Source organism: Streptomyces sp. NPDC001492 (genome assembly GCF_053597275.1).
On record NZ_JBSFHW010000011.1, the window covers coordinates 164,383 to 184,640 of the forward strand.

Here is a 20,258-nt window from a genome sequence, read left to right on the forward strand (position 1 = left end):
CCACCTGGGCAAAAGGCGTATTCGGTCTTGGTAGTTACCCCGACCGGCGGGGGAGCATCCCCGACACGCCGAGCGCAAGATCCGCCTCACTCGACCTGGTGAATTGCGGTGGATGTGCTTGACATTTTGCGCACGCAACGACTAAAGGGGCTTGCTTCAGGGGGTCGGGGCCGCGATGCGCAGGGGCACCGAATCGAGGGACGGGGACGCCTCGTCGAGACTGTTGATCTTCGCCCACCAGGATGTGCCGTCCTCGATCTGGCGCAGCAGGACGCCCTCACGGATCGCCCAGGGGCAGATCGTGACCACTCTGAGTCCGGTCAGCTTCATCGAGGTGTGGGCGATCACCGCGCCGGCCAGGCTCTGCTCGGCGCGCGGCGCGGAGATGCCGGGGAGCCGGGCGCGTTCGGCGGCCGGCAGCGCGGCCAGCCGGTCGACGGCGATACCTAGGTCCGAGCGCTTCAACTGCCGTTCCATGAACGGTCCGTGGCGCCCGGGCGGCGCCCCGCACAGCCGCCCCAGCTGCTGGAAGGTGCGCGAGGTGGCCACCGCCGTGCGCGGGCCCTCCCACCGGATGCGCGCGGCGACGTCCCGCAGCTGGTGCCGGATCTTCCGGCGCAGCGCCCGCAGCTGCTCCTGCGGCGGCGGATCCTGCCCCTGGAGGAACTCATGGGTCAGCCGTCCCGCGCCCAGCGGCAGTGAGGCCACGAAGTCGGGCAACCGGCCGCGCCCGAAGGCCACTTCGAGTGAACCGCCGCCGATGTCCAGCAGTGCCAGGGGCCCCGACCGCCAGCCCATCCAGCGCCGCGCCCCGAGGAAGGTCAGCTCGGCCTCCACCTCGCCGGGCAGCGTGCACAAGCCGACCCCGGTCCGGGACCGGACGGTGCGCAGCACCTCCCGGCGGTTGGGAGCGGCACGCACCACGGCGGTTGCGAAGGCAAGCGGTGCGGTGGCGCCCCACCGGGCCGCGGTCCGGCTCGCGTCGGCGACCGCTCCGGCGATCCGGTCGATGTCCTCCTCGGGAATGCTGCTCCCCGGCCTGACGTGTTCGGACAGCCTCAGGCGCCACTTGGCGGTGTGGACCGGCAGTGGCACCCCGCCCTCGGCGTCCGCCAGGACCAGTCTGACCGTGTTCGATCCCACATCCACCACGCTGATTCGCATGAGCCGGTGGGTACCCAATTACGGTCGGTTCAACGCCCGTCACTCGCCGCGCCAGGGGGTCGTTCGAGGCCACCAGCCCGGCACCGCACGCCGGTAGCGGGTGTATTCGGCGCCGAACCGGCGGGTCAGCGCGGGCTGCTCGTACCACGTCGCGAACGCCCACATCGCCCCTCCCGCGCAGGCCCCGTAACCGAACAGCACCGGCCGGGCGAACAGCAGGCCCTGACCGCCGATCGCCGCGACCACCGCGACGTACATCGGATTGCGCACGTACCGGTACAGGCCACCCACCACCAGGTGCCCGGGCGGCGCGACCGGCGCCGGCGTGCCCAGCCCCTCGACCACGAAGCGGACGTAGGCCGACAGCAGGACGACCGCCCCCGCGGCCAGCGGGAGCAGGCCGAGCACGCGCACAGGCGGCCACCAGTCGCCCGCCCGCCAGCCGGTCAGCCACCACGGCAGCAGGACGACCACGGTGCCGGGCGCGAGGAACAGGAAGAGCACGGTCCCGAGTGCCGCCGCCGTTTTGCGCATACGGCCACCATGGCAGCGAAGAGGGGCCACCGTCTCCCTGCGGACGGCGGCCCCTCGGACCCGTGCGGCTCGAGCCGGTACGGCTCAGTTCGGACCGATCACATGTGGACGACCGGTGCGGCGTTCGCGTCCTGCTCCGGCACCCCGCGGCGGAAGAGCACGAAGGCGATCACGGCGCCGGCGGCGAACAGGCCCGCCGACCACCAGAAGGCGGTGGTGTAGCTCTCGATCGTCGCCTGGGCCTGCACCAGCTTGCTGGTCGCGTCCTTGCCCGCCAGGTAGTCGGTCGCGGCGCTCGCGGCCAGGGTGTTCAGCAGGGCCGTACCGATCGAACCGCCCACCTGCTGCATGGCGTTGACCGTGGCCGAGGCGACACCCGCGTCCTCGGCGGCCACCCCGCCGGTGGCCAGCTGCATGGCCGCCGGCATCACCAGGCCGAGGCCCGCGCCGGTCACGATCAGCTGCGGCAGCACCGCGCTGACGTAGCTGGAGCCGACGCCGATCCCGGTCAGCCAGGCCATGCCGACCGCGGCGATCGCGAAGCCCAGCGGGACGACGACCTTCGGCCCGATCCGCGGCACCAGGGCCGTGGTGCCCAGCTGCGCCGCCACCATCAGCGCACCGACCATCGGCAGGAACGCCACACCGGTCTTCGTCGGGCTGAAGCCCAGGTTCAGCTGCAGGTAGTACGTGAGGAAGAGGAAGACGCCGAACATGCCGCCGCCGGAGATCAGCACCGCGAGGAACGACGCGGCCCGGTTGCGGTCCAGCAGGATGCGCAGCGGCAGCAGCGGGTGTGCGGCCTTGGTCTGCCACCAGGCGAAGGCCGCCAGCAGCACGCCGCCCGCGATCAGGAAGCCCCAGGTCAGACCCGAACCCCAGTCGTGCGTCTCGGCGTTGGAGAAGCCGTAGACCAGGGAGAACAGTCCGGCGGCGACCAGCAGCGTGCCCGGCACGTCCAGCTTGGAGTTCTCCGCGTCCCGGTGGTTGGTCAGCAGCAGCCAGCCGCCCACGAAGGCGACGACGGCGATCGCGACGTTCACATACAGCGTCCAGCGCCAGTCGAACGCGTCGGTCAGGACACCGCCGAGCAGCAGGCCCACCGCACCGCCGGCACCGGCGATGGCGCCGTAGACGCTGAACGCCCTGGCACGCTCCCGGGCGTCCGTGAAGGTCGTGTTGAGGAGGGACAGCGCGGCCGGCGCGAGCAGTGCGCCGAAGGCGCCCTGCAGGGCCCGCGCGGTGACCAGCATGCCGAAGCCGTTCGCGGCACCGCCGAGCGCGGAGACGGCGGCGAAGCCGACGACACCTATGAGGAAGGCGGTCTTGCGGCCGAAGAGATCGGCGATACGGCCGCCGAGCAGCAGCAGGGAGGCGAACGACAGCGCGTACGCGGTGACGATCCACTGCCGGTTGCCGTCGGAGAAGCCGAGGTCGGCCTGGGCCGAGGGCAGGGCGATGTTCACGATGGTGGCGTCCAGCACCACCATCAGCTGCGCGACCGCGACGACCGCGAGGATCCACCATCGCTTCGACGAAGCGGCGGCCTCGGCCTCGACTGCCTTTCTGGGGGCGCCGTCGGTGAGGGTCTTCTGAGACATGGGGAACCACTCCAGGGAAGTCGTTCAGAGGTCTAGAACGAAACTGTTTCGTACATCTGGAGACTAGACCCCTCCTAGCGAAACGGCAACGTTTCGCTAGGTGTGGCCTCCGTCTCATGCACTCGACCCGACCCCGACCCCGACCCCGATCGCCGAGCCCGACGACGGCACCGGACGATCACGAGCAACCCGCCCCGAAGGACTGATCCACCATGGCCGCTGAACTCACCGGCACCTATCTGATCCTGGACGACGGCCGCCCGGCCGTCCGCTTCAGCCGTACCTACGACCATCCCGTCGAGCGTGTCTGGCAGTTCGTGACCGACGCCGGGGAACTCGCCCACTGGTTCCCCTCGCGCGCCGAGATCGACCCTCGCCCCGGCGGCACGATCAACTTCAGCGGCGATCCGAACATGCCCGAGTCCACGGGCCGGGTGCTCGCCCTCGACGAGCCGCGTCGCCTGTGGTTCGAGTGGGGTGGCGACGAGCTGCGCTTCGACCTGGAGGCGCTGGAGGACAAGCGCACCCGCTTCACCCTCACCAACGTCCTGCAGTCCGCCGACACCGCCGCCCGCAACGGCGCCGGCTGGGAGGTGTGCCTGGCCGCCCTCGACGCACACGCACAGGGTGAGCGGGCCGAGGGGCCGCACGCCGGAGCGGGCGCCCCCTGGAAGGACTTCTACGAGGGGTACGTCGAGGCCGGCGTGCCCTCCGGGGCACCTGTGCCCGGCCTCGACTGACCTCTCACGCCATCTGCCGGCGCACCAGCTCGTGCAGCCGCCCGCCCGTGTCCGCGAGCAGCTGCGCGGGCGGGCCCTGCTGGGCGACCTTGCCGTCCTCCATCACGATCACACGGTCCGCGTCCAGGACCGTGGACAGTCGATGTGCGATGACGACGCGGGTGGCGTTGAGCGCCTTGGTCGACTCGATCACCGTGCGCTGCGTCTCGTTGTCGAGGGCGCTGGTGGCCTCGTCGAAGAAGAGGATCCGCGGTCGGCGGATCAACGCCTGCGCGATCATCAGGCGCTGGCGCTGGCCGCCGGAGACGGCGCCGCTGCCCTGCACGATCGTGTGCAGCCCCATCGGCATCCGCTTGATGTCCTCGGCGAGCCCCGCCATCTCGGCCGCCGCCATCGCCTCGTCCGGCGTGTAGGGCTCGGTGCCGCAGATGACGTCCAGGATGGAACCGGTGAACGGCTGCGCATGCTGCAGCACCACACCGCACTGCCGGCGCACCGCCGACTGGTCGAGCGCACCCAGGTCCTGACCGTCGTACAGGACACTGCCCGAGACCGGCTTGTCGAAGCCGATCAGCAGCCTGAGCAGGGTCGACTTTCCGCAGCCGCTGGGGCCGACGATCGCCACGAACTCACCCGGGCGTATCTCGAACGACACGTCGTCCAGGACCAGCGGACCGTCGTCCGTGTAACGGAAGGACAGCCGCCGGGCCTCGATCGCGCCGGACAGCGGGCCCGGCCGGGTGCTCGCCGTGCGCACCTCCGGCGTTGCCTCCAGCACCGGCTTGATCTCCTCGAACAGCGGCAGCGCGGCCACCGTCGAGACGAACGCGCTGGTCAGCTGGGTGACGGAGGTCAGCACCATCGTCACCGAGGTGTTGAAGGTCAAGAACGCGGCCGCCGACATCACCCCACGTGCCGGGCCTGCCAGCAGCATGAACATCAGCAGGGTGCACAGTGGCAGATAGACCGCGCCCATCACCGTGGTGAGGTTCTTGATGCGGCCGACCTTCTGCTGCAGTTCACGGCTGTGCGCGAACTCCGAGGCCCAGGCCGCGTAGGCGTAGTTCTCGGCTGCCGCCACCCGCAGCTTCGGCAGACCGCGCAGGGTCTGGAAGGCCTGGTTGTTCAGCTTGTTGCTGAGCACGACGAGTTTCCGCTGCCAGCGCACCTGCCACAGACCGAGGCCGAGGAACACGGCCGCGATGACGACGAGCATGCCGATCGCCGCCAGCGCCATGGACGGGCTGTACCAGAACAGCAGCCCCAGGTTCATCGCGCCCACGGTCACCGACTGGGCGATCACGGGCCCGAGCCCGGCCATCATGCGGCGGATCGAGCTGATGCCCATGGCCGCGCTGGCCAGCTCGCCGGTCGAACGCTCGGTGAAGAACTTCGTCGGGAGCCTGAGCAGCCGGTCCCACACGGCCGGCTGAAGCGTGGCCTCGATCCGGCCCTCCAGACGGAGAATGGTGAGGTTCTCCAGCAGCATGAAGGCCGCCGCCACGATGCTGGTGAGCATCACGGCCAGACACACCTGCGCGATCAGGCCCGTCTGCGCCTTCGGGACGAACTCGCCCAGCACCTTGCCCGTCGCGACGGGCACCAGTGCGCCGATCACCACCGTCACCAGACCGCTCAGCAGCAGGTTGGTCAGGTCGCCGCCGGTGCCGCGCATGCTGAACCGCAGCAGCCGCAGGGGGCTCAGCGTCCGTTCGGGCAGCGGCCGGTAGAACATCACCGCGCGCGGCTCGAACTCCTCCGCGTTGTCCTTCTCGATCGGCGTCTCACGTCCGCTCGCCGGATGCACGGCGACATAGCCGCCGCGCCGCCACAGCAGCGCGACCGGAGCCCCCGACAGGGCCCGGTGGCCCACCAGCGGGCCGATGTTGTCCCGCCACCAGCGGCCGTCCAGGCGTACCGCCCGGGTGCGCACGCGGGACGCGATCGCGACCAGCTCCACCGGATCCAGGCGCTCGCTCTCGGTGCCGCTCTGCGCGGGTTCGGCAAGCGTGATCCCGGCCGCCTCGGCGACCAGCTTGCAGGCCGCGTACGAGGCGTCCGCGTCGGCGGCCGTGGTGCGCTTGCCGGACGTCTTGCCGATGGAGGCCAGCAGGGTGCGGTCGGCCTGGGCGCGGACCGCCTCGCCCGCCTTGATGCCGGCCGCCGTACGCGTCTCGTGGGTGCGCTCCAGCTGCTCGATCCAGCGGTCCAGCGTGGTCAGCAGGCGGTACTGCTGGTCGACCATGCTCTGCCAGACAGCGGGGTCCATCAGCAGGTCGGCGGCGGCCTCGGCGCCGTAGAGCGAGCCGTACTGGACGCTGCCGGGCGGCACCTGCATCCAGAACACGTCGTCGTCGGTCACTTCGGCGGCCGACCCCTCGGTCGCCATCGGTGCCTGGAAGAGGACGGACAGGCTGCGGCCGACGCCGAGGGCGAGGGCGTATTCGAGCGGGCTGGTCGTCGGTGGCACGTACTGGGCGTTGCCGTACTCGTCGTAGGACCAGGTCTGGGTCTCGGCCGTCTGGTACAGCTCGCGCAGCCCGATGCGGTGCACCACGCAGTCGCGCAGGGGGCGGGCGACCAGGGTGTGCTGGGGGCCGGGGACCGGGCCCAGGATCAGCGAGCCCGCCTCCAGCCGGCCGAGGTGGTGCCAGTGGCCCTGCTGCACGGCGTCCACCGCGAAGAGGTCGAGGCTGCCGGCCGCGACCAGCCACAGCACCTGCGGACCCTCCAGGTCGAGCCGGGTCAGCCCCGAGCAGTCGACGTAGCTGCCCATGGAGCCGAGGGCACCGAGAACCAGGTCGCCCTGGTGGTGTGCGGTCGTCATCTCATCGCTCCCTGACCAGCGCCGCGTACGCGCCGCCGCGCGTCACCAGGTCCTCGTGCCGTCCGCGTTCCACGATCGTGCCGTGCTGCAGTACGACGATCTCGTCGCTGTCACGCACGGTGCTGAGCCGGTGCGCGATCACCACGCAGGCGCAGCCGCGCCTGCGCAGGTTGTCCATCACCACCTGCTCGGTCTCCGCGTCCAGGGCGCTGGTGACCTCGTCGAGGACCAGGATGCTGGGGCGGCGCACCAGCGCCCGGGCGATCTCCAGGCGCTGCCGCTGCCCGCCGGAGAAGTTGCGGCCGTCCTGCTCGACCTTGCTGTGGATGCCGCCGGGGCGGCGCGTCACGACGTCGTAGAGCGCCGCGTCGCGCAGCGCGTCGACGACCGCGTCGTCCGGGATCGACGGGTCCCACAGCGCCACGTTGTCGCGGACCGTGCCCTCGAAGAGGAAGACCTCCTGGTCGACGAAGGAGACCGAGGCGGCGAGCGCGCCGCGCGGGATGTCGTCCAGGCGCTGTCCGTCGATGCGGATCACGCCCTCCCAGGGGGTGTACAGGCCCGAGATCAGACGGGAGACCGTGGACTTGCCGCTTCCCGAGCCGCCGACCAGCGCCACCTGCTGGCCGGGGCCGACGGTCAGGTCGAAGCCGGTGAGCAGGGGCTTGTCGAGCGGGTTGTAGCCGAAGGTGATGTTCTGCAGCTCGACGTGGCCGTGCAGACGGCGCGTGGAGTCGCCGGCGCCGGGGCGGCCGTAGAGCGGGTCGGCCTGGAAGTTCTCGACGTCCTTGAGGCGGGCCACGTCGGCGGCGAAGTCCTGGATGCGGCCCGCGACGCCGTTCAGCCGGGTGATCGGCGCGGTGAAGCGGGTGACCAGGGCCTGGAAGGCGACCAGCAGTCCGACCGAGATACCGCCCTCGACCGCGCGCATACCGCCGATCCACAGGATCAGCGCGCTGTTCAGGGAGGCCAGCGTCGGCGCGACCACCCCGAGCCAGGCGCTCGGCACCCCGAGACGCTGCTGCTCCTCCAGGGTGGTGGCGTGCTGACCGGCCCACTTGCGGAAGTAGCCGTCCTCACCGCCGGTCGCCTTCATCGTCTCGATCAGCTGCAAGCCCGTGTAGGCGGTGTTGGTGAGCCGGGCGCTGTCGGCCCGCAGCTTCGCCGTCCGGGTGGCGCGCAGCCGGATCACGACCCGCATGGCGACGATGTTCAGCAGGGCCACACCGATGCCGAGAAACGTCAGCTGCGGGTCGTAGGTGTAGAGCAGGACGGCGTAGAGCACCACGACCACCGCGTCCACGCCCGCCGCCGCGAGGTCGCGGGCCAGGGTCTCGGCCACCTGGTCGTTGGACTGCAGCCGCTGCACCAGGTCGGCCGGGCTGCGCTGCGCGAAGAACGTCACCGGCAGCCGCAGCAGATGCCTGAGGAAGCGGGCGCTGGAGAGGGTGGAGGAGATGATGCGGCCGCGCAGCAGATTCGCCTGCTGCAACCACGTCAGCACCACCGTGAGCAGCACGGACGCGCCCATCGACGCGAACAGCACACCCAGCAGCGAGGTCTTTCCGCCGATCAGGAACTCGTCGATGTACGTCCGGCTGAGTGCGGGCACCGCCGCTCCGACCGCGACCAGCAGCAGGCTCGCCAGCACCGCGGCGGGCATGGTGCCCGCGGTGCCGCGCAGCCGGGCCGGCATCGCGCCCAGGATGCCCGGCTTGCGGCCGCCCTTGCTGAAGCCCTCGCCGGGCTCCATGACCAGGACGACGCCGGTGAAGCTGCCGTCGAAGTCCTCCATCGGCACGAAACGGCGGCCCTTGCCGGGGTCGTTGATGTAGACCCCGCGGCGGCCGAAGCGGCGCCCCATGCCGTCGTAGACGACGTAGTGGTTGAACTCCCAGAACAGGACGGCCGGTGTCTTCACCTCGGCGAGGGCGGCCGTGTCCATCTGCATGCCCTTGGCCGTCAGACCGTAGCTGCGGGCCGCCTTGAGCAGGTTGCTGGCGCGCGAGCCGTCGCGGGAGACACCGCAGGCGATGCGCAGTTCCTCCAGCGGGACGTGCTTGCCGTAGTGGCCGAGCACCATCGCGAGGGAGGCGGCGCCGCACTCCACGGCCTCCATCTGCAGCACCGTCGGCGTGCGGACGGTCTTCGCCCTGCCCTTGGGAACGGGGCGCTTGGGCGGAGCGGCACGGCGCCTGCTCCGCGTCTGTTCTGCGGTGCTCACGGCAGCAGCCAATCGACGGGACGCTGATCGGCCAGCCGGATCGAGGCCGAGGCCAGGGTCATGGAGGTGAGGGCGAAGGGCGGGCCGTCCGCGGACGACCACCTGTAGCCGCTCTTGGTGCCCGACGACTTGTCGAGCCTGACCAGTACGGCCACCGGGCGGCCCTTCTTGGTGAACTGCTCGCCCAGCTGGCTGTCCCCGAGGAACGCGGCGATCTGCTGGGCCGACTGCGCCGAGCGGTCCACCGACTTCACATGGCCGCGCAGCACGCCGTACGTCTGGGTCGGCACCGACGAGACGGTCAGGTCCACGGCGGCGTGCGCGGGAATGGAGGCCGCGTTCTCGGCGGGAACGTACACCGTGGCGTACAGCGGATCGGCGGCGTGCGCGACCTTCTCCACGGCGGCGACGTTCGCGCCGGTCTGGATGATCTGCCCGATCGTCGCGGCGAGCCCGGTGATCCGGCCCGCGGCGACGGTGCGCACGACGCTGTCGCCCTGGGCCGTACGCACCTTCAGGACCGGGGAGTCGGCCGGCAACCGCTCGCCCTGCTGGGCGAGCACCGCCGTGACCTGGCCCGCGACCGGGCTCTGCAGGATGTAGCTGCCCTCACCGTGCGTGAGGATGGCGGGCGCGCCGACCGTGGACGTGACCGTGCCGGTCACCGCCCACACGGAGGCGGCCGCCATCGCGACCACCGTCACCGACAGGACGAGCCAGCCCTGAGGGCGGGCGAAACGCACCGGAAGATCGAGCTCCTCCGGCGACTGGAGCTTGGCGAGGGCCTGCTGGCGGAACTGCACGGAATTTCCCTCACCTGAAAACGAGAGAGGACCGGCTCGTGGGAGCCGGCTGGTTCAAGAGCCTGTGTGAGGCTTTTACGGCAACCGAAGGCCCCGGAGCCGCGATACGACTCCGGGACTCGACGATCACAAAAGGCGCGATCAGAGACCGGCGACCAGGCTGGTGACCGGAGCGGTGTTCAGGCCGGTCACACCCTCGACGAGGCTGACGGCCGTGTCGACCGTGCTGGAAACGGGAGCAACGCCGTCCAGCGCACCGGTGACGGAGTTGACAGCGTTGATCGACAGGCCGCCGGAAACAGCGTCGAGCTCGGCGTCCGAGATCTCAACGGTCTCAACACGGGGGGTGGAGTTCATGATGGAACTTCCCTTCGTATGGATATTTCACAAGGGGGGAGCGGCACCCCTCTGGGGGACAGAGCGACGGCCGCGACCGCAGGCGCCGGGCTTCCGTTTCCGGTGACCCTTCGCGGCCCCTGCGGTGCGATGGATCAAAGCACGCAGCGGGCATGCGCTTCCAATCAACCAATGGCCTCACCAGGCAACTTGAGCCCCTGGGGCACCCATCCGTGCAGGCTTGCGCACCGCTCGATGGCGAGTTCTTCACATGCGTCACGGCATCGGTTCGCCCGGGGCCTTGCCGACCCCGCGACGAATCCGACACTCCCGTCCCAATGGCGTGGCGGACGCCGTCGGTGTGTGCAGATCCCCTGCACCCGGTGACTCGGTTGGGAATTGGATGTGCAGATTCCCTGAAGCTGTGATTCAGATCAATGTTCTGAACAGACCGTCGTCGATTGACTGCGGACCGTGTCAGCCAGGAATCGGCCCGAGAAATACTCAGCCGAGAAGGGCGTAGACCGTGCTCGCGCGCGCCGCGAGTTCACCCGATGCCTCGGCGGTCATCGTGATGTCCGCGAATGCCATACGGCGTCCCAGTTTGGTGAGCACCGCTTCGATCAGGACATCCGAACCCGTCACCGCGCGCTGGAACGACGTCGACTGCTGGACCGTCGTCATCGGTCCGAAGGCCCCACGGGCGGCCGACACGGCGATCACGGTGGCGGTGTCGGCGGCGGCCAGCAGCGCCTGCCCCGACAGCCCGCCGCCCTCCCGGGCCAGCCGCTCCGACCAGGGAAGTCGTAGCGTCGCCCGGTCGTCGGCCAGGGACTCGACCGTCAGGCCCAGCTCGAGGACCCAAGGGGCGAAGTTGGCGGAGAGGATCTTGTCGGCTTCGGCGGTGGTCATCGTCATATGGGCGATTGTTCCCCGTGTCGGTTCGTCAGACGCGAGTCATGGCCGATTCGCCATTGCGCAAAGCGAGTTGGCAAACGGAATTGAACGCACCGTGCGACCCGTGCGTACCAACAGCCATCCAGGCGCCCGAACGAAACAGCTGCCGTACGGCGGCACAGACTCCGGTCCCCCCAGGAGGTCGAGAAGTTTGAGTCACAAGCGAATTCCGAAGCGCAAGGCCGCGATCGCGGCAGGCGGCGTCGCGGCGCTCGGCGCAGCCGCCATCCTGCTGCCGAACGCCAACGCCTCGCAGGACGGGTCGTCGACGAATGCCGCCCCCAGGGTCCTGAAGGCGACCGACGCATCGAATCTCGCCTCGCAGCTCCAGAACCTGCTCGGTGACGCCTTCGCCGGTTCCTACTACGACTCCGGCACACAGCAGCTCGTCGTCAACGTCATATCCGGCGAGAAGAACAACGTGGTCGTCCAGGCGGAGAAGGCGGGCGCGAAGGTCCGCGAGGTGAAGAACAGTCTCGCCGCGCTGAAGGCGGGCGCGCAGACCCTCAAGGCCGACGCGACCATCCCGGGCACCGCCTGGGCGATCGACCCGAAGACCAACAAGCTCGCCGTCACCGCCGACTCCACGGTCACCGGCGCCAAGTGGGACAGACTGACGTCGACGGTCAAGAGCCTCGGCGCGGACATGGCCACCGTGAAGAAGTCCTCCGGCACCTTCAAGACGAAGGTGTCGGGCGGTGACGCCATCTTCGCCCAGGCGGAGGGCGGCACCGTGCGCTGCTCGCTCGGCTTCAACGTCAAGGCGAGCGACGGCTCTCCGGCCTTCCTGACCGCCGGTCACTGCGGTGTGGCCGCCAAGCAGTGGTCCGACTCCGAGACCGGTCAGCCCATCGCCACCGTCGACCAGGCCACCTTCCCCGGCGACGGCGACTTCTCGCTGGTCAAGTACGACGACCCGAACACCCAGGCGGCGAGCGAGGTCAACACCGGCGACGGAAAGACCGTCCAGATCACGCAGGCCGCGGACGCCACCGTCGGTGAGACGGTCTTCCGGATGGGCAGCACGACCGGCCTGCACGACGGCCAGGTCACCGGTCTCGACGCCACGGTCAACTTCCAGAGCGAGACGGACCCGAACGGCGTCGACACCGTCACCGGTCTCATCCAGACCAACGTGTGCGCCGAGGCCGGCGACAGCGGCGGCTCGCTGTTCACGCAGGACGGCAGCGCGGTCGGCATGACCTCCGGCGGCAGCGGCGACTGCACCAACGGCGGCGAGACCTTCTTCCAGCCGGTGACCACCGCCCTGCAGGCCACGGGCGCAACGCTGGGCGACGGCGGCGCAGGTGCGGGCGCGGGTGACCAGGCGGGCACCGCCGACCCGTCCGCCTCGGCCGGCGACCAGGAGGGCGGTGGCGACGCGGTCGGCGGCGGCGACCAGGCGGGCACCGCCGATCCGTCCGCGACGGCCAGTGACGGGGCCGGGGCCGGCGACCAGTCCGGGAACGGCGTCGGCGACCAGTCCGGTGCCGGTGCGGGTGACCAGTCCGGTGCCGGCGTCGGGGACCAGAGCGGCACCGGCGCGGACGACGGTTCGTCGTCCCTCACCGGGTCCCAGTGATCGGGGGCCGCTCACTGATCGAGCGCATTCACCCGGCGCGGACCCACTGATGGAGACCCACTGATCGGCCTCCCGTGCGGTTTCCGGCCGACGGTGGACGGTCCGGCCCTCCGGCGGGAGGGCCGGACCGCGTCGTGTCGGCGCCCGTTCGGACTCTTCAACGAGCCCGCAGCAGCAACAGCGCCACGTCGTCGAGCCGTTCGCGGGCTGCCGTACTGTGCCGCACGAGATGGTCGGCGAGTTCGTCCAGGGGCAACTCGCCCGCCTCGGTGAGGCGTTCACCGAGGCCGGCGAGCGCGTCCTCGATGTCGACACCGGGCGATTCGATCAACCCGTCCGTATAGAGGGCAAGTACGGAGCCGGGAGCGAGGTCGACCTCCGTCGTCGGATAGCCGGCGGAGCCGTCGATGCCCAGCAGCGGGCCACCGGCGAGGTCGAGCACCCGCACCCGCCCGTCGGGACGACGCAGCAGCGGCGGCGGATGACCCGCCCGGGCCATCACGGCCCGCCCGTGCGCGGGATCGAGCCGTAGATACAGACAGCTGGCGAACAGGTCCGCGCCGAGGTCGATCAGCAGCCGGTTGGTGCTGCCCATGACCTCCTCGGGCGCCTGCCCCACGGTCGTGTAGGCGCGCACGGCGGTGCGGATCTGCCCCATCAGCCCGGCCGCCGTCACGTTGTGGCCCTGTACGTCCCCGATCACCGCCGCCGCCCCGCCCCGCGTCGGCATCAGGTCGTAGAAGTCGCCGCCGATCTCCATGCCGTGTGTGGCGGGCAGATAGCGGGAGGCCGAGTCGATGCCGGCCAGCGGCGGCAGCGAGTGCGGCAGCAGGGCCGCCTGCAGGCCGTGCGCCAGCTGGTGCTTGGCGTCGTAGAGCAGGGCCCGCTCCAGGGCCTGCGCGATCAGGCCGCCCAGGCTCGTCAGCACCGCCCGCTCGTCCGCGGGGAACGGATGCGGTTCGGCGTAGGCGAGCACACAGGTCCCCACCGGGCGCCCCGAGGCGATCAACGGCAGATAGGCCCAGGCCGCGAAGCCGTCCGGGGTGGCGTGCCGCGACGGGTACAGGCGCTCCAGCTCCTCCCGTGAGTCGAAGAACGCCGGCACCCCGGTGTTCAGTGCGTGCGTGCCCGGCGTGGACTCGGCCAGCGGCAGCCCGTCGAACCGCTCCACGAGGTGCGGGTCGGGATATCCGCGGTGCCCCAGCACATGCAGCCGCCCCGCCCGGGAACCGAGGACCACCAGCGCCTGGCTGCCCACGGCCGGCGCGATCTCGTCCGCGACCAGCTGCACCACGTCCTGCACCCCCACCGCCTCGGTCAGCGCACCGGCCAGCGTCAGCACCTGGGAGATGGTGACCAGCCGGGAAGGGGTGTCACCGGGCTGGGGCCCCGCCCGGTTCATCTCCGCCACCGCCCGCGCCCGGGTGACACGGACGCTGAGCCCGGTCGTACTGGGATACATCCGGAAGGACAGCCAGTCCCCGGGCGGTCGCAGCGCCACGAACGAGGTGGTCTGCTGGCTCATCAGCGCGGCCCGGTAGCGGTCCTCGTACACGGGGTCGTTGAGCCAGGGCACGGACGCCCACAGCTGCGTGCCCAGCAGCCTGCTGACCGGGAGACCGATCAGTTCGGCCGCCGCCGCGTTGGCGAAGGCGACCCGGCCGTGCAGATCCAGCGAGCACAGCCCGTACGGCAGCCGTGCCACCATCCGCGCCGCCTCCACCGTGCCGAGGGTGCCGGCCGGGGCGCCCACCGGCGCTCCACCTAGCAGATCGGGCTCGGGCAGCAGCTGCCGGCTCTCCTCCAGGGCACGCTCCAGCCGCTTCGCCAGCCGGTCGCAGGCCGCGGTCAGATGGTCCCGCTCCCGGTCGGACAGGTCGGGCGGATGCGAGCCGGGCCAGGTCACGAAGACCGCGCCGTACGCCGTCGAGCCGGTCGCCACCGGCACCGCGGCCAGCGCGAAGGGATAGGGCAGCACCACGGCGATGCGCGGATAGCGGGCCGCCATCTCCTCCTCGCCGCCCACCCACACCAGCCGCCGCTCGCGCACCGCGTCCGCGACCGGGATCGGCGCGCTCAGCCCCACCCGCTCCCAGGGCGCGGCGAAGGCCCGGGGCAGGCCCGCCACCACGGCCATCTCCAGCACGGGTTCGGCGGGCGACAGCAGATACACCGCGCCGGAGTGGGCGTCGACCTCGTCCATCATCGACGCGAGCGCCAGGGACAGCAGCGGTCGGCCCACCCGCGTCCTCGTGGTCGCCGGCGCCTGTGCGGACGTCTGCCCGTCGGACACGCCGACCACCTCCTCGCACGGCCGGGCGACGGGTCCCAGGGATCAATCTGCCCCCTGGCGGCCGGTCGCGCACGGCGAGCGGTGGCCGGGACGGCGCCGCCCGGCTCGAGTACGGGCGCACGACGGCCCGCGGCTCGGTGAAGAAAGCCCGCGTACCCCCTTGCCCCCGGTGCATGCCCCCTCTGTTGATGCGCGGGACGGCGTGCGGGCGCCGCGCGTGCGCCCCCGCGCACCCTGTTGGCCGGTTCTTCGCGCCCAGGAACGGTCGCGGGCGCCAACAATGGGCACGCGTTCAACACCAATGTGACCGCAGACGGAATGACGGAATGCTGAGGGGCGGCAGTGATCCGGGTACTTCTGGTGCATGACGAGTGTCTGGTGCGATCGGTGCTGGCGGACTGGCTGCGCCGGGAACCCGACCTCGGAGTGGAGGACACGGCATGGCGCAGCGCACCCGGCCGGGTGAGATCCCTGCGGCCCGACGTCTGCGCGGCGGATCTGGAGTGCGCGGACGCGTACGGCATCCCGCCGCTCGGCGAGCTGCGCTCGCGGGGCCCGGACGGGATACCGCCGAGACTTCTCGTCCTTGCCAGTGCGAACAGGCCGGGCCTGCTGAAACGGGCGATCGAGGCGGGGGCGCTCGGCTACGTCGACAAGGAGGCATCCCCGGAACACCTCGTGCGCGGCATTCGGCACGTCGCCCAGGGGGAACGTTTCATCAGCGACTCGCTGGGCTTCGGGTTCCTCAAGGCCGCCGAGATGCCGCTGACCCGGCGGGAGCTGAGCGTGTTATCCCTGGCCGCCGAGGGTGCGTCCGTCGCCGAGATCGCCGGGAGCCTCCATCTGTCCCACGGGACCGTGCGCAACTACATGGCGGCCATCACCCGAAAGACCGGGGCCCGCAACCGCATCGACGCGATCCGTATCTCCCAGGGGGAGGGCTGGCTGTGACGGCACGGGCGTCCAGCTGCCGACGAGCTCCCGGTACAGCGGCGAGGTCTCCAGCAGTTCGTGGTGGGTTCCGCAGGCGGTACCCCGCCCGTCCATGACCAGCACGCGATCCGCCCGCCGCGCCGAGCTGATGCGGTGGGCGACCACGACGAGGGTGCCGCCGGGCCGCCGCGCGAACGCACACTCGGCGCGCTCCTCCGCCTGCGGATCCAGATGACAGGTCGCCTCGTCGAGCAGGGCGAGCGGGGCGTCCGACAGATAGGCCCGGGCCAGCGCGATCAGCTGCCGTTCGCCCGCGGAGAGCGCCGCGGGGTCGATCCGGGCACCGGGCCCGCCGAGCCTGTCGAGCAGCGGACCGAGCCCGACGGCGTCGGCCGCCGCGAGCAGTTCGACCTCGGACAAGGGGCCCTCCCGGAAGTGGCCCAGGTTGTCGGCGAGGGTCCCGGTGAAGACGTACGCCTCCTGCGGAATGAGCACCCGCTGCCGAGCGGCAGCCGCCGAGGGCACCGGCTCCCCACCCACCCGGATCGTCCCGCGACGCGGCTCCAGCAGCCCCGCGACCAGAGCGGTGAGCGTGGACTTCCCGATCCCGCTGGGTCCGACGACGGCCAGGTGGGAGCCGGGAGGAAGGGCGAGATCGAGGTTTTCGACGACGGGGAGGGCGGTGGGGCCGTAGGCGAAGGTGACGGAGGTGAGGGAGAGGGCGCCGGGCGCCGGGCGCCGTGGGGCGGGGCCTTTGCCCGAGGGGCCCGGTGCGGCCGGTGCCGGGTGACGGTGGTCGTCGGACATGGCCCGGGTGGTGGCCGCGCGGGTGGAAGCCGACCGCTGAGGAGGAGTGGCTGGATGCCCGTCTCGCCTGGTGCCGGGGGCCGCCGCGCTGTGGGGGTGGTCGTCGGGCGTGGCTGTGTCGCCGGGGGCCGGCGAACGGCGCGGGGCAGGGGGCGGATCCTCGCCTTGTGGGTCGAGCGCGGGCGGGTGCTTGCGGGATTGGCCGTCGGGAGTGGCTGGAGGACTGGGCTGGTCGGCGGGTGTCGGCCGGGGCGGGGGCGACACGTGGCCGTGTGCGGTGGGTCGTTCCGGGGGCGGGCGGTCCGTGCCGGTCCTGCGGGGCGGAGCCAGCCGCCGTAGGACCACCGTCAGGCGGGAGCCGCTCGCCCCCAGGCCGTGGACGAGGTTGCGCAGGGCCGGGAGGAGGGACTGGGTGATGTAGGCGAGGGCGCCGACCAGGGCGCCCGTGGTGACACCCCGGGACAGGAGCCAGGGGGCGGCGGCGAGCAGCAGCACGATCGGGAGCTGGCCGCCGAGGGTGAGCGACGCGATGCGCAGGACACCCCAGCGGGCGAGGGAGCGGGCGGCCCGCAGTTCGGCGTCGACGAGTTCACCCGTGTCGGCGGCGATCCGCTCCTCGGCACCGGTGGCCGTGATGTCCCGCAGCCCCGGGCCGACGACACCCAGGCCGTCGGCCAGCGCCTCGTCGGCGACCAGGAACACCTCCTGCCGTCGGGCCAACGGCCGCAGCGACGCCGCGAACAGGGCCACTGCGGCCACCAGCGGCGGCCCCACGACCAGCAGGAGCAGCGGGGCGAGCGAGAACAGCCCGACGAACGCCCCCACCGCGGTGAACACGAACGAGCGCGACACCATCACGAGCCCCGCGAAGGTGTCCCGCGCGATCTCCACCTGCTGGGTCAGCCCCGACAGCGCCCCGCCGTCGGCCTCCCGCACCCCGCGCCCGACCACCCCCTCGACGAGCCGGTCCCGCAGGGGTTCGACCAGGGCGGCGACGGCCGTGTAGACCCGCCCGGTCCCGTACGCCCCCACGACGACACCGAGCCCGGCCACCCCGAGCCAGGCCAGCCCGACCGAGGCACGTCCGGCCAGGAACCCCGCGTCGAGGGCCCGCGCCGGGGCGTACCCGGTGACGAAGGTCTGCCCCGTCTCCAGCACGGACCACCCGCCGAGCCGCACCACGACCCGCCACCGGTCCCGCAGGAAACGAAGCCCCCGCACAAGGAGCCCCCCGCCTACGACATGCGTCCCACTACCCCAGCCGTTCACGCGGGCGCTCCGTCTCGTTCGACCCCACGGAAGCCGACACCCTGCCAACGCCCGAGGCGCACCCTCGCCGCCGGCCCTTCACCCCGCAGTGGACGGGGACCGCCCCGCGCGACCCTCTCCTGCCGGTGGCGTGCCTCCTGCCGGTGGCGTGCCTCCTCCCGGAGGCCGGTTGGGGAGTTGGCGGTCCGCGGAGGCCCGTCCACTCGCCCCTCGCCCCGCCGGAGCGCCCGGCCACGCCGGTGGCCCCCGCCGTTCACGCCGGCCCCCCGTCCCCGAACACCGCCCGATACCCGGCCAGCCGCCACAGCTGCGCATGGGTCCCCACCGCCCGGACCCGGCCCCCGTCCAGCCACGCCACCGCATCCGAGCGGGCCGCCGTGGCCGCGCGGTGGGCGATGAGGAGTCGGGTGCCGGCCGTGCCCCGGGTCAGGGACTCGGCGATCTGCGCCTCCGTCACCGTGTCGAGGCTGGAGAGGGCGTCGTCGAGGATGAGCAGGCGGCCGTCGTGGGCGAAGGCCCGGGCCAGGCCCAGGCGTTGGGACTCGCCGCCGGAACGGGGCGCGTCGGCGCACGCGGTGGCGTAGCCCTTCGGCAGACGGCGCACGAAGTCGTCGGCGTGTGCCAGGCGGGTCGCCTCGCGGACGCGGGCGGGGGAGGGGGGCCGCAGGCCGAGCGTCAGCGCGTCCTCGATGGTGGTGCCCAGGAGGGCGGGGCGTTCGAAGGCGTAACCGACCGATCCGCGAAGGTCTTCGTGGGTCAGCTCGCGCAGGGGGACGCCGTCCAGCAGGATCTCTCCCGCGTCCGGCTCGGCCAGCCGGCCGGCGAGCGCGGCGAGCAGCGACTTGCCCGTGCCGGAACGGCCGACCAGGGCGAGTGTCGTGCCGCCGGGGACGACGAGGTCGACGCCGTCGAGCACGGTGCGATCGCCGCGCCGCGCCGTCACGCCGCGCAGTTCCAAGCGGCCGGGACCGGGCGGCAGTTCGCGTTCGCCGTAGGTCACGGTCGGCTCCGCCAGTACCTCGTCCAGGCGTCCGGCCGCCGCCCTGGCCCGGGCCAGGCTCGCGAACTGGCCGACCAGCACGCCGACCCCGGTCGCGAGGACCGCGTACCGGGAGGCCGCGAGCACCTCGCCGACCGACAGCCGGTGCCGGGTGAGGAGCAGCCCGGCCACGGCCACGACGCCCAGTTGCAGCAGCGGCGCGACGGCACTCGCCTGGGCCGCGGCCCGCCCCTGCACCCGCCACATGCGGTGGCCCGCGCGGGACAGCTCGGGCAGGGGCCGCAGGATCCGTGCCGTCTCCTTGTCCGCCGTGCCCGCCGCCTCGATGGTGCGGTGGCCGGCCACCGCCTCCGCCAGCGCGCCCGCGATCCGGCCCTGTACCTGCTGGTAGTCCGCCACGCAGCGGGTGGTGTCACGGGCGAAGGCGCGCAGCAGGAGCGTCAGGAGTGGTCCTCCGGCCAGGAACACTGCCGCCAGCCACGGGTTGATCAGACCGAGCGCCACCACGCCTCCGACGGGACCGGCCAGCGCGGCGAGGAGTGCGGCGCGGGCGGCCGGAGCCGTCCCCGCCTGGGCCGCGTTGCCGACGAGGCGGGCGACCAGGTCGCCGGGCCCGAAGCGGGCGGCGGCGCGCGGGCCGACGGCCAGCACATGCCCCGTCAACCGTCGCCGCAGCCATGCCGTGGTCCGGGCGTCGACGGCGCCGCTCAGCACGGTCTCACCGGCGTCGAGCAGGGCCAGCAGCAACACGATCCCCGCGCAGCACAGCACCCAGCGGGTCGCCGGGGAGTGGGCGAGGAGGAGGTCGAGGGTGCGGCCGAGCGCGGCCGGCAGCAGCAGCCCGGCACCGGTGGACGCCGTGCTCATCAGGCAGAGGGCGAGGCAGCGTGCGCCGCTGTGCCGGGTGGCGGAGTTCAGCAACGCGGCGGGAGGTGCGGCGTCGGCATGAGTCGTCATACGGCTGCGGCCTCGCATCCGGGGTCGGGGGAGCGCAGGACCCCGGGCGGCCCCTCCCTCGCGGGAGCAGGCCGCCCGGAGCCGTGGATCACGGTGCTGTCAGAGACAGAGCAGAACGCTCGCCGCGCTGATGCAGGAGAGCAGGCTCGCGGTGCTTGCGCCGCCACCGCCGGTGTGCTCGTCGGATTCCATCGTCTGCAGGTCGAGCAGTGCCATTTCGTGTCCTTCCAT

14 protein-coding genes and 1 pseudogene are annotated in these 20,258 nt (G+C 72.0%); 3 read left to right on the forward strand and 12 right to left on the reverse strand.

The window, feature by feature from the left end:
• Positions 1 to 156 precede the first annotated feature (156 nt).
• From ACWC1K_RS16885 to ACWC1K_RS16895, 3 genes are all read right to left on the reverse strand, one after another.
• Entirely contained in the window at positions 157 to 1,164 is a 1,008-nt protein-coding gene (locus ACWC1K_RS16885; RefSeq protein WP_450832060.1) for a Ppx/GppA phosphatase family protein, read from the reverse strand.
• Positions 1,165 to 1,203: 39 nt separating this feature from the next.
• Positions 1,204 to 1,698: a methyltransferase family protein gene (locus ACWC1K_RS16890; protein WP_450832062.1), complete on the reverse strand. Its 495-nt coding sequence runs from the start codon at positions 1,696 to 1,698 to the stop codon at positions 1,204 to 1,206.
• A 98-nt stretch (positions 1,699 to 1,796) separates the two neighbouring features.
• Positions 1,797 to 3,299: an MFS transporter gene (locus ACWC1K_RS16895; protein WP_450832063.1), complete on the reverse strand. Its 1,503-nt coding sequence runs from the start codon at positions 3,297 to 3,299 to the stop codon at positions 1,797 to 1,799.
• Positions 3,300 to 3,511: 212 nt separating this feature from the next.
• Between ACWC1K_RS16895 and ACWC1K_RS16900 the strand changes: the two genes are divergently transcribed.
• Positions 3,512 to 4,039 carry an SRPBCC family protein gene (locus ACWC1K_RS16900; protein ID WP_450832064.1) on the forward strand — a complete coding sequence of 176 codons (528 nt, stop codon included), beginning with the start codon at positions 3,512 to 3,514 and terminating at the stop codon, positions 4,037 to 4,039.
• Positions 4,040 to 4,043: 4 nt separating this feature from the next.
• Here ACWC1K_RS16900 and ACWC1K_RS16905 read toward each other — a convergent pair whose 3' ends face one another.
• From ACWC1K_RS16905 to ACWC1K_RS16925, 5 genes are all read right to left on the reverse strand, one after another.
• Positions 4,044 to 6,866: an NHLP bacteriocin export ABC transporter permease/ATPase subunit gene (locus tag ACWC1K_RS16905; protein WP_450832066.1), complete on the reverse strand. Its 2,823-nt coding sequence runs from the start codon at positions 6,864 to 6,866 to the stop codon at positions 4,044 to 4,046.
• Position 6,867: 1 nt separating this feature from the next.
• A complete protein-coding gene (locus ACWC1K_RS16910) occupies positions 6,868 to 9,090 on the reverse strand; it encodes an NHLP family bacteriocin export ABC transporter peptidase/permease/ATPase subunit (RefSeq protein ID WP_450832068.1) in 2,223 nt (740 codons plus the stop codon).
• Positions 9,087 to 9,893, reverse strand: coding sequence for an HlyD family efflux transporter periplasmic adaptor subunit (locus ACWC1K_RS16915; protein ID WP_450832070.1), 807 nt, complete (start codon positions 9,891 to 9,893; stop codon positions 9,087 to 9,089). Before ACWC1K_RS16915 ends, ACWC1K_RS16910 begins: the two co-directional genes overlap by 4 nt.
• Positions 9,894 to 10,034: 141 nt before the next feature.
• Positions 10,035 to 10,250 carry a type A2 lantipeptide gene (locus tag ACWC1K_RS16920; protein ID WP_450695628.1) on the reverse strand — a complete coding sequence of 72 codons (216 nt, stop codon included), beginning with the start codon at positions 10,248 to 10,250 and terminating at the stop codon, positions 10,035 to 10,037.
• Between the two features lie 483 nt (positions 10,251 to 10,733).
• Positions 10,734 to 11,147 carry a PaaI family thioesterase gene (locus tag ACWC1K_RS16925; RefSeq protein ID WP_450832072.1) on the reverse strand — a complete coding sequence of 138 codons (414 nt, stop codon included), beginning with the start codon at positions 11,145 to 11,147 and terminating at the stop codon, positions 10,734 to 10,736.
• Between the two features lie 190 nt (positions 11,148 to 11,337).
• On the opposite strand from ACWC1K_RS16925, the gene ACWC1K_RS16930 reads away from it, so the two are divergent.
• Positions 11,338 to 12,768 (forward strand): S1 family peptidase, encoded by a 1,431-nt coding sequence (locus ACWC1K_RS16930; protein WP_450832074.1) that lies wholly within the window; start codon positions 11,338 to 11,340, stop codon positions 12,766 to 12,768.
• Between the two features lie 157 nt (positions 12,769 to 12,925).
• Here the strand turns inward: ACWC1K_RS16930 and ACWC1K_RS16935 are convergent, their stop codons facing one another.
• Positions 12,926 to 15,070: a PP2C family protein-serine/threonine phosphatase gene (locus tag ACWC1K_RS16935; protein ID WP_450832076.1), complete on the reverse strand. Its 2,145-nt coding sequence runs from the start codon at positions 15,068 to 15,070 to the stop codon at positions 12,926 to 12,928.
• A gap of 378 nt (positions 15,071 to 15,448) precedes the next feature.
• Here ACWC1K_RS16935 and ACWC1K_RS16940 point away from each other — a divergent pair.
• Positions 15,449 to 15,928: pseudogene (locus tag ACWC1K_RS16940) on the forward strand (response regulator transcription factor); the annotation flags it as partial.
• Here ACWC1K_RS16940 and ACWC1K_RS16945 read toward each other — a convergent pair.
• From ACWC1K_RS16945 to ACWC1K_RS16955, 3 genes are all read right to left on the reverse strand, one after another.
• Positions 15,851 to 18,022: an ATP-binding cassette domain-containing protein gene (locus ACWC1K_RS16945; RefSeq protein ID WP_450832078.1), complete on the reverse strand. Its 2,172-nt coding sequence runs from the start codon at positions 18,020 to 18,022 to the stop codon at positions 15,851 to 15,853. The pseudogene ACWC1K_RS16940 and the gene ACWC1K_RS16945 sit on opposite strands and share 78 nt — an antisense overlap.
• A gap of 301 nt (positions 18,023 to 18,323) precedes the next feature.
• A complete protein-coding gene (locus tag ACWC1K_RS16950; protein ID WP_450832080.1) occupies positions 18,324 to 20,027 on the reverse strand; it encodes an ABC transporter ATP-binding protein in 1,704 nt (567 codons plus the stop codon).
• A 99-nt stretch (positions 20,028 to 20,126) separates the two neighbouring features.
• A complete protein-coding gene (locus ACWC1K_RS16955) occupies positions 20,127 to 20,243 on the reverse strand; it encodes a SapB/AmfS family lanthipeptide (protein ID WP_030937754.1) in 117 nt (38 codons plus the stop codon).
• Positions 20,244 to 20,258 lie beyond the last annotated feature (15 nt).

Excerpts from the sequence above, each read along its gene's own strand:
- ACWC1K_RS16885 (WP_450832060.1), bottom strand. The coding sequence starts at position 1,164 with ATGCGAATCAGCGTGGTGGATGTGGGATCGAACACGGTCAGACTGGTC.
- ACWC1K_RS16890 (WP_450832062.1), bottom strand. The coding sequence starts at position 1,698 with ATGCGCAAAACGGCGGCGGCACTCGGGACCGTGCTCTTCCTGTTCCTC.
- ACWC1K_RS16895 (WP_450832063.1), bottom strand. The coding sequence starts at position 3,299 with ATGTCTCAGAAGACCCTCACCGACGGCGCCCCCAGAAAGGCAGTCGAG.
- ACWC1K_RS16900 (WP_450832064.1), top strand. The coding sequence starts at position 3,512 with ATGGCCGCTGAACTCACCGGCACCTATCTGATCCTGGACGACGGCCGC.
- ACWC1K_RS16905 (WP_450832066.1), bottom strand. The coding sequence starts at position 6,866 with ATGACGACCGCACACCACCAGGGCGACCTGGTTCTCGGTGCCCTCGGC.
- ACWC1K_RS16920 (WP_450695628.1), bottom strand. The coding sequence starts at position 10,250 with ATGAACTCCACCCCCCGTGTTGAGACCGTTGAGATCTCGGACGCCGAG.
- ACWC1K_RS16925 (WP_450832072.1), bottom strand. The coding sequence starts at position 11,147 with ATGACGATGACCACCGCCGAAGCCGACAAGATCCTCTCCGCCAACTTC.
- ACWC1K_RS16950 (WP_450832080.1), bottom strand. The coding sequence starts at position 20,027 with ATGACGACTCATGCCGACGCCGCACCTCCCGCCGCGTTGCTGAACTCC.
- ACWC1K_RS16955 (WP_030937754.1), bottom strand. The coding sequence starts at position 20,243 with ATGGCACTGCTCGACCTGCAGACGATGGAATCCGACGAGCACACCGGC.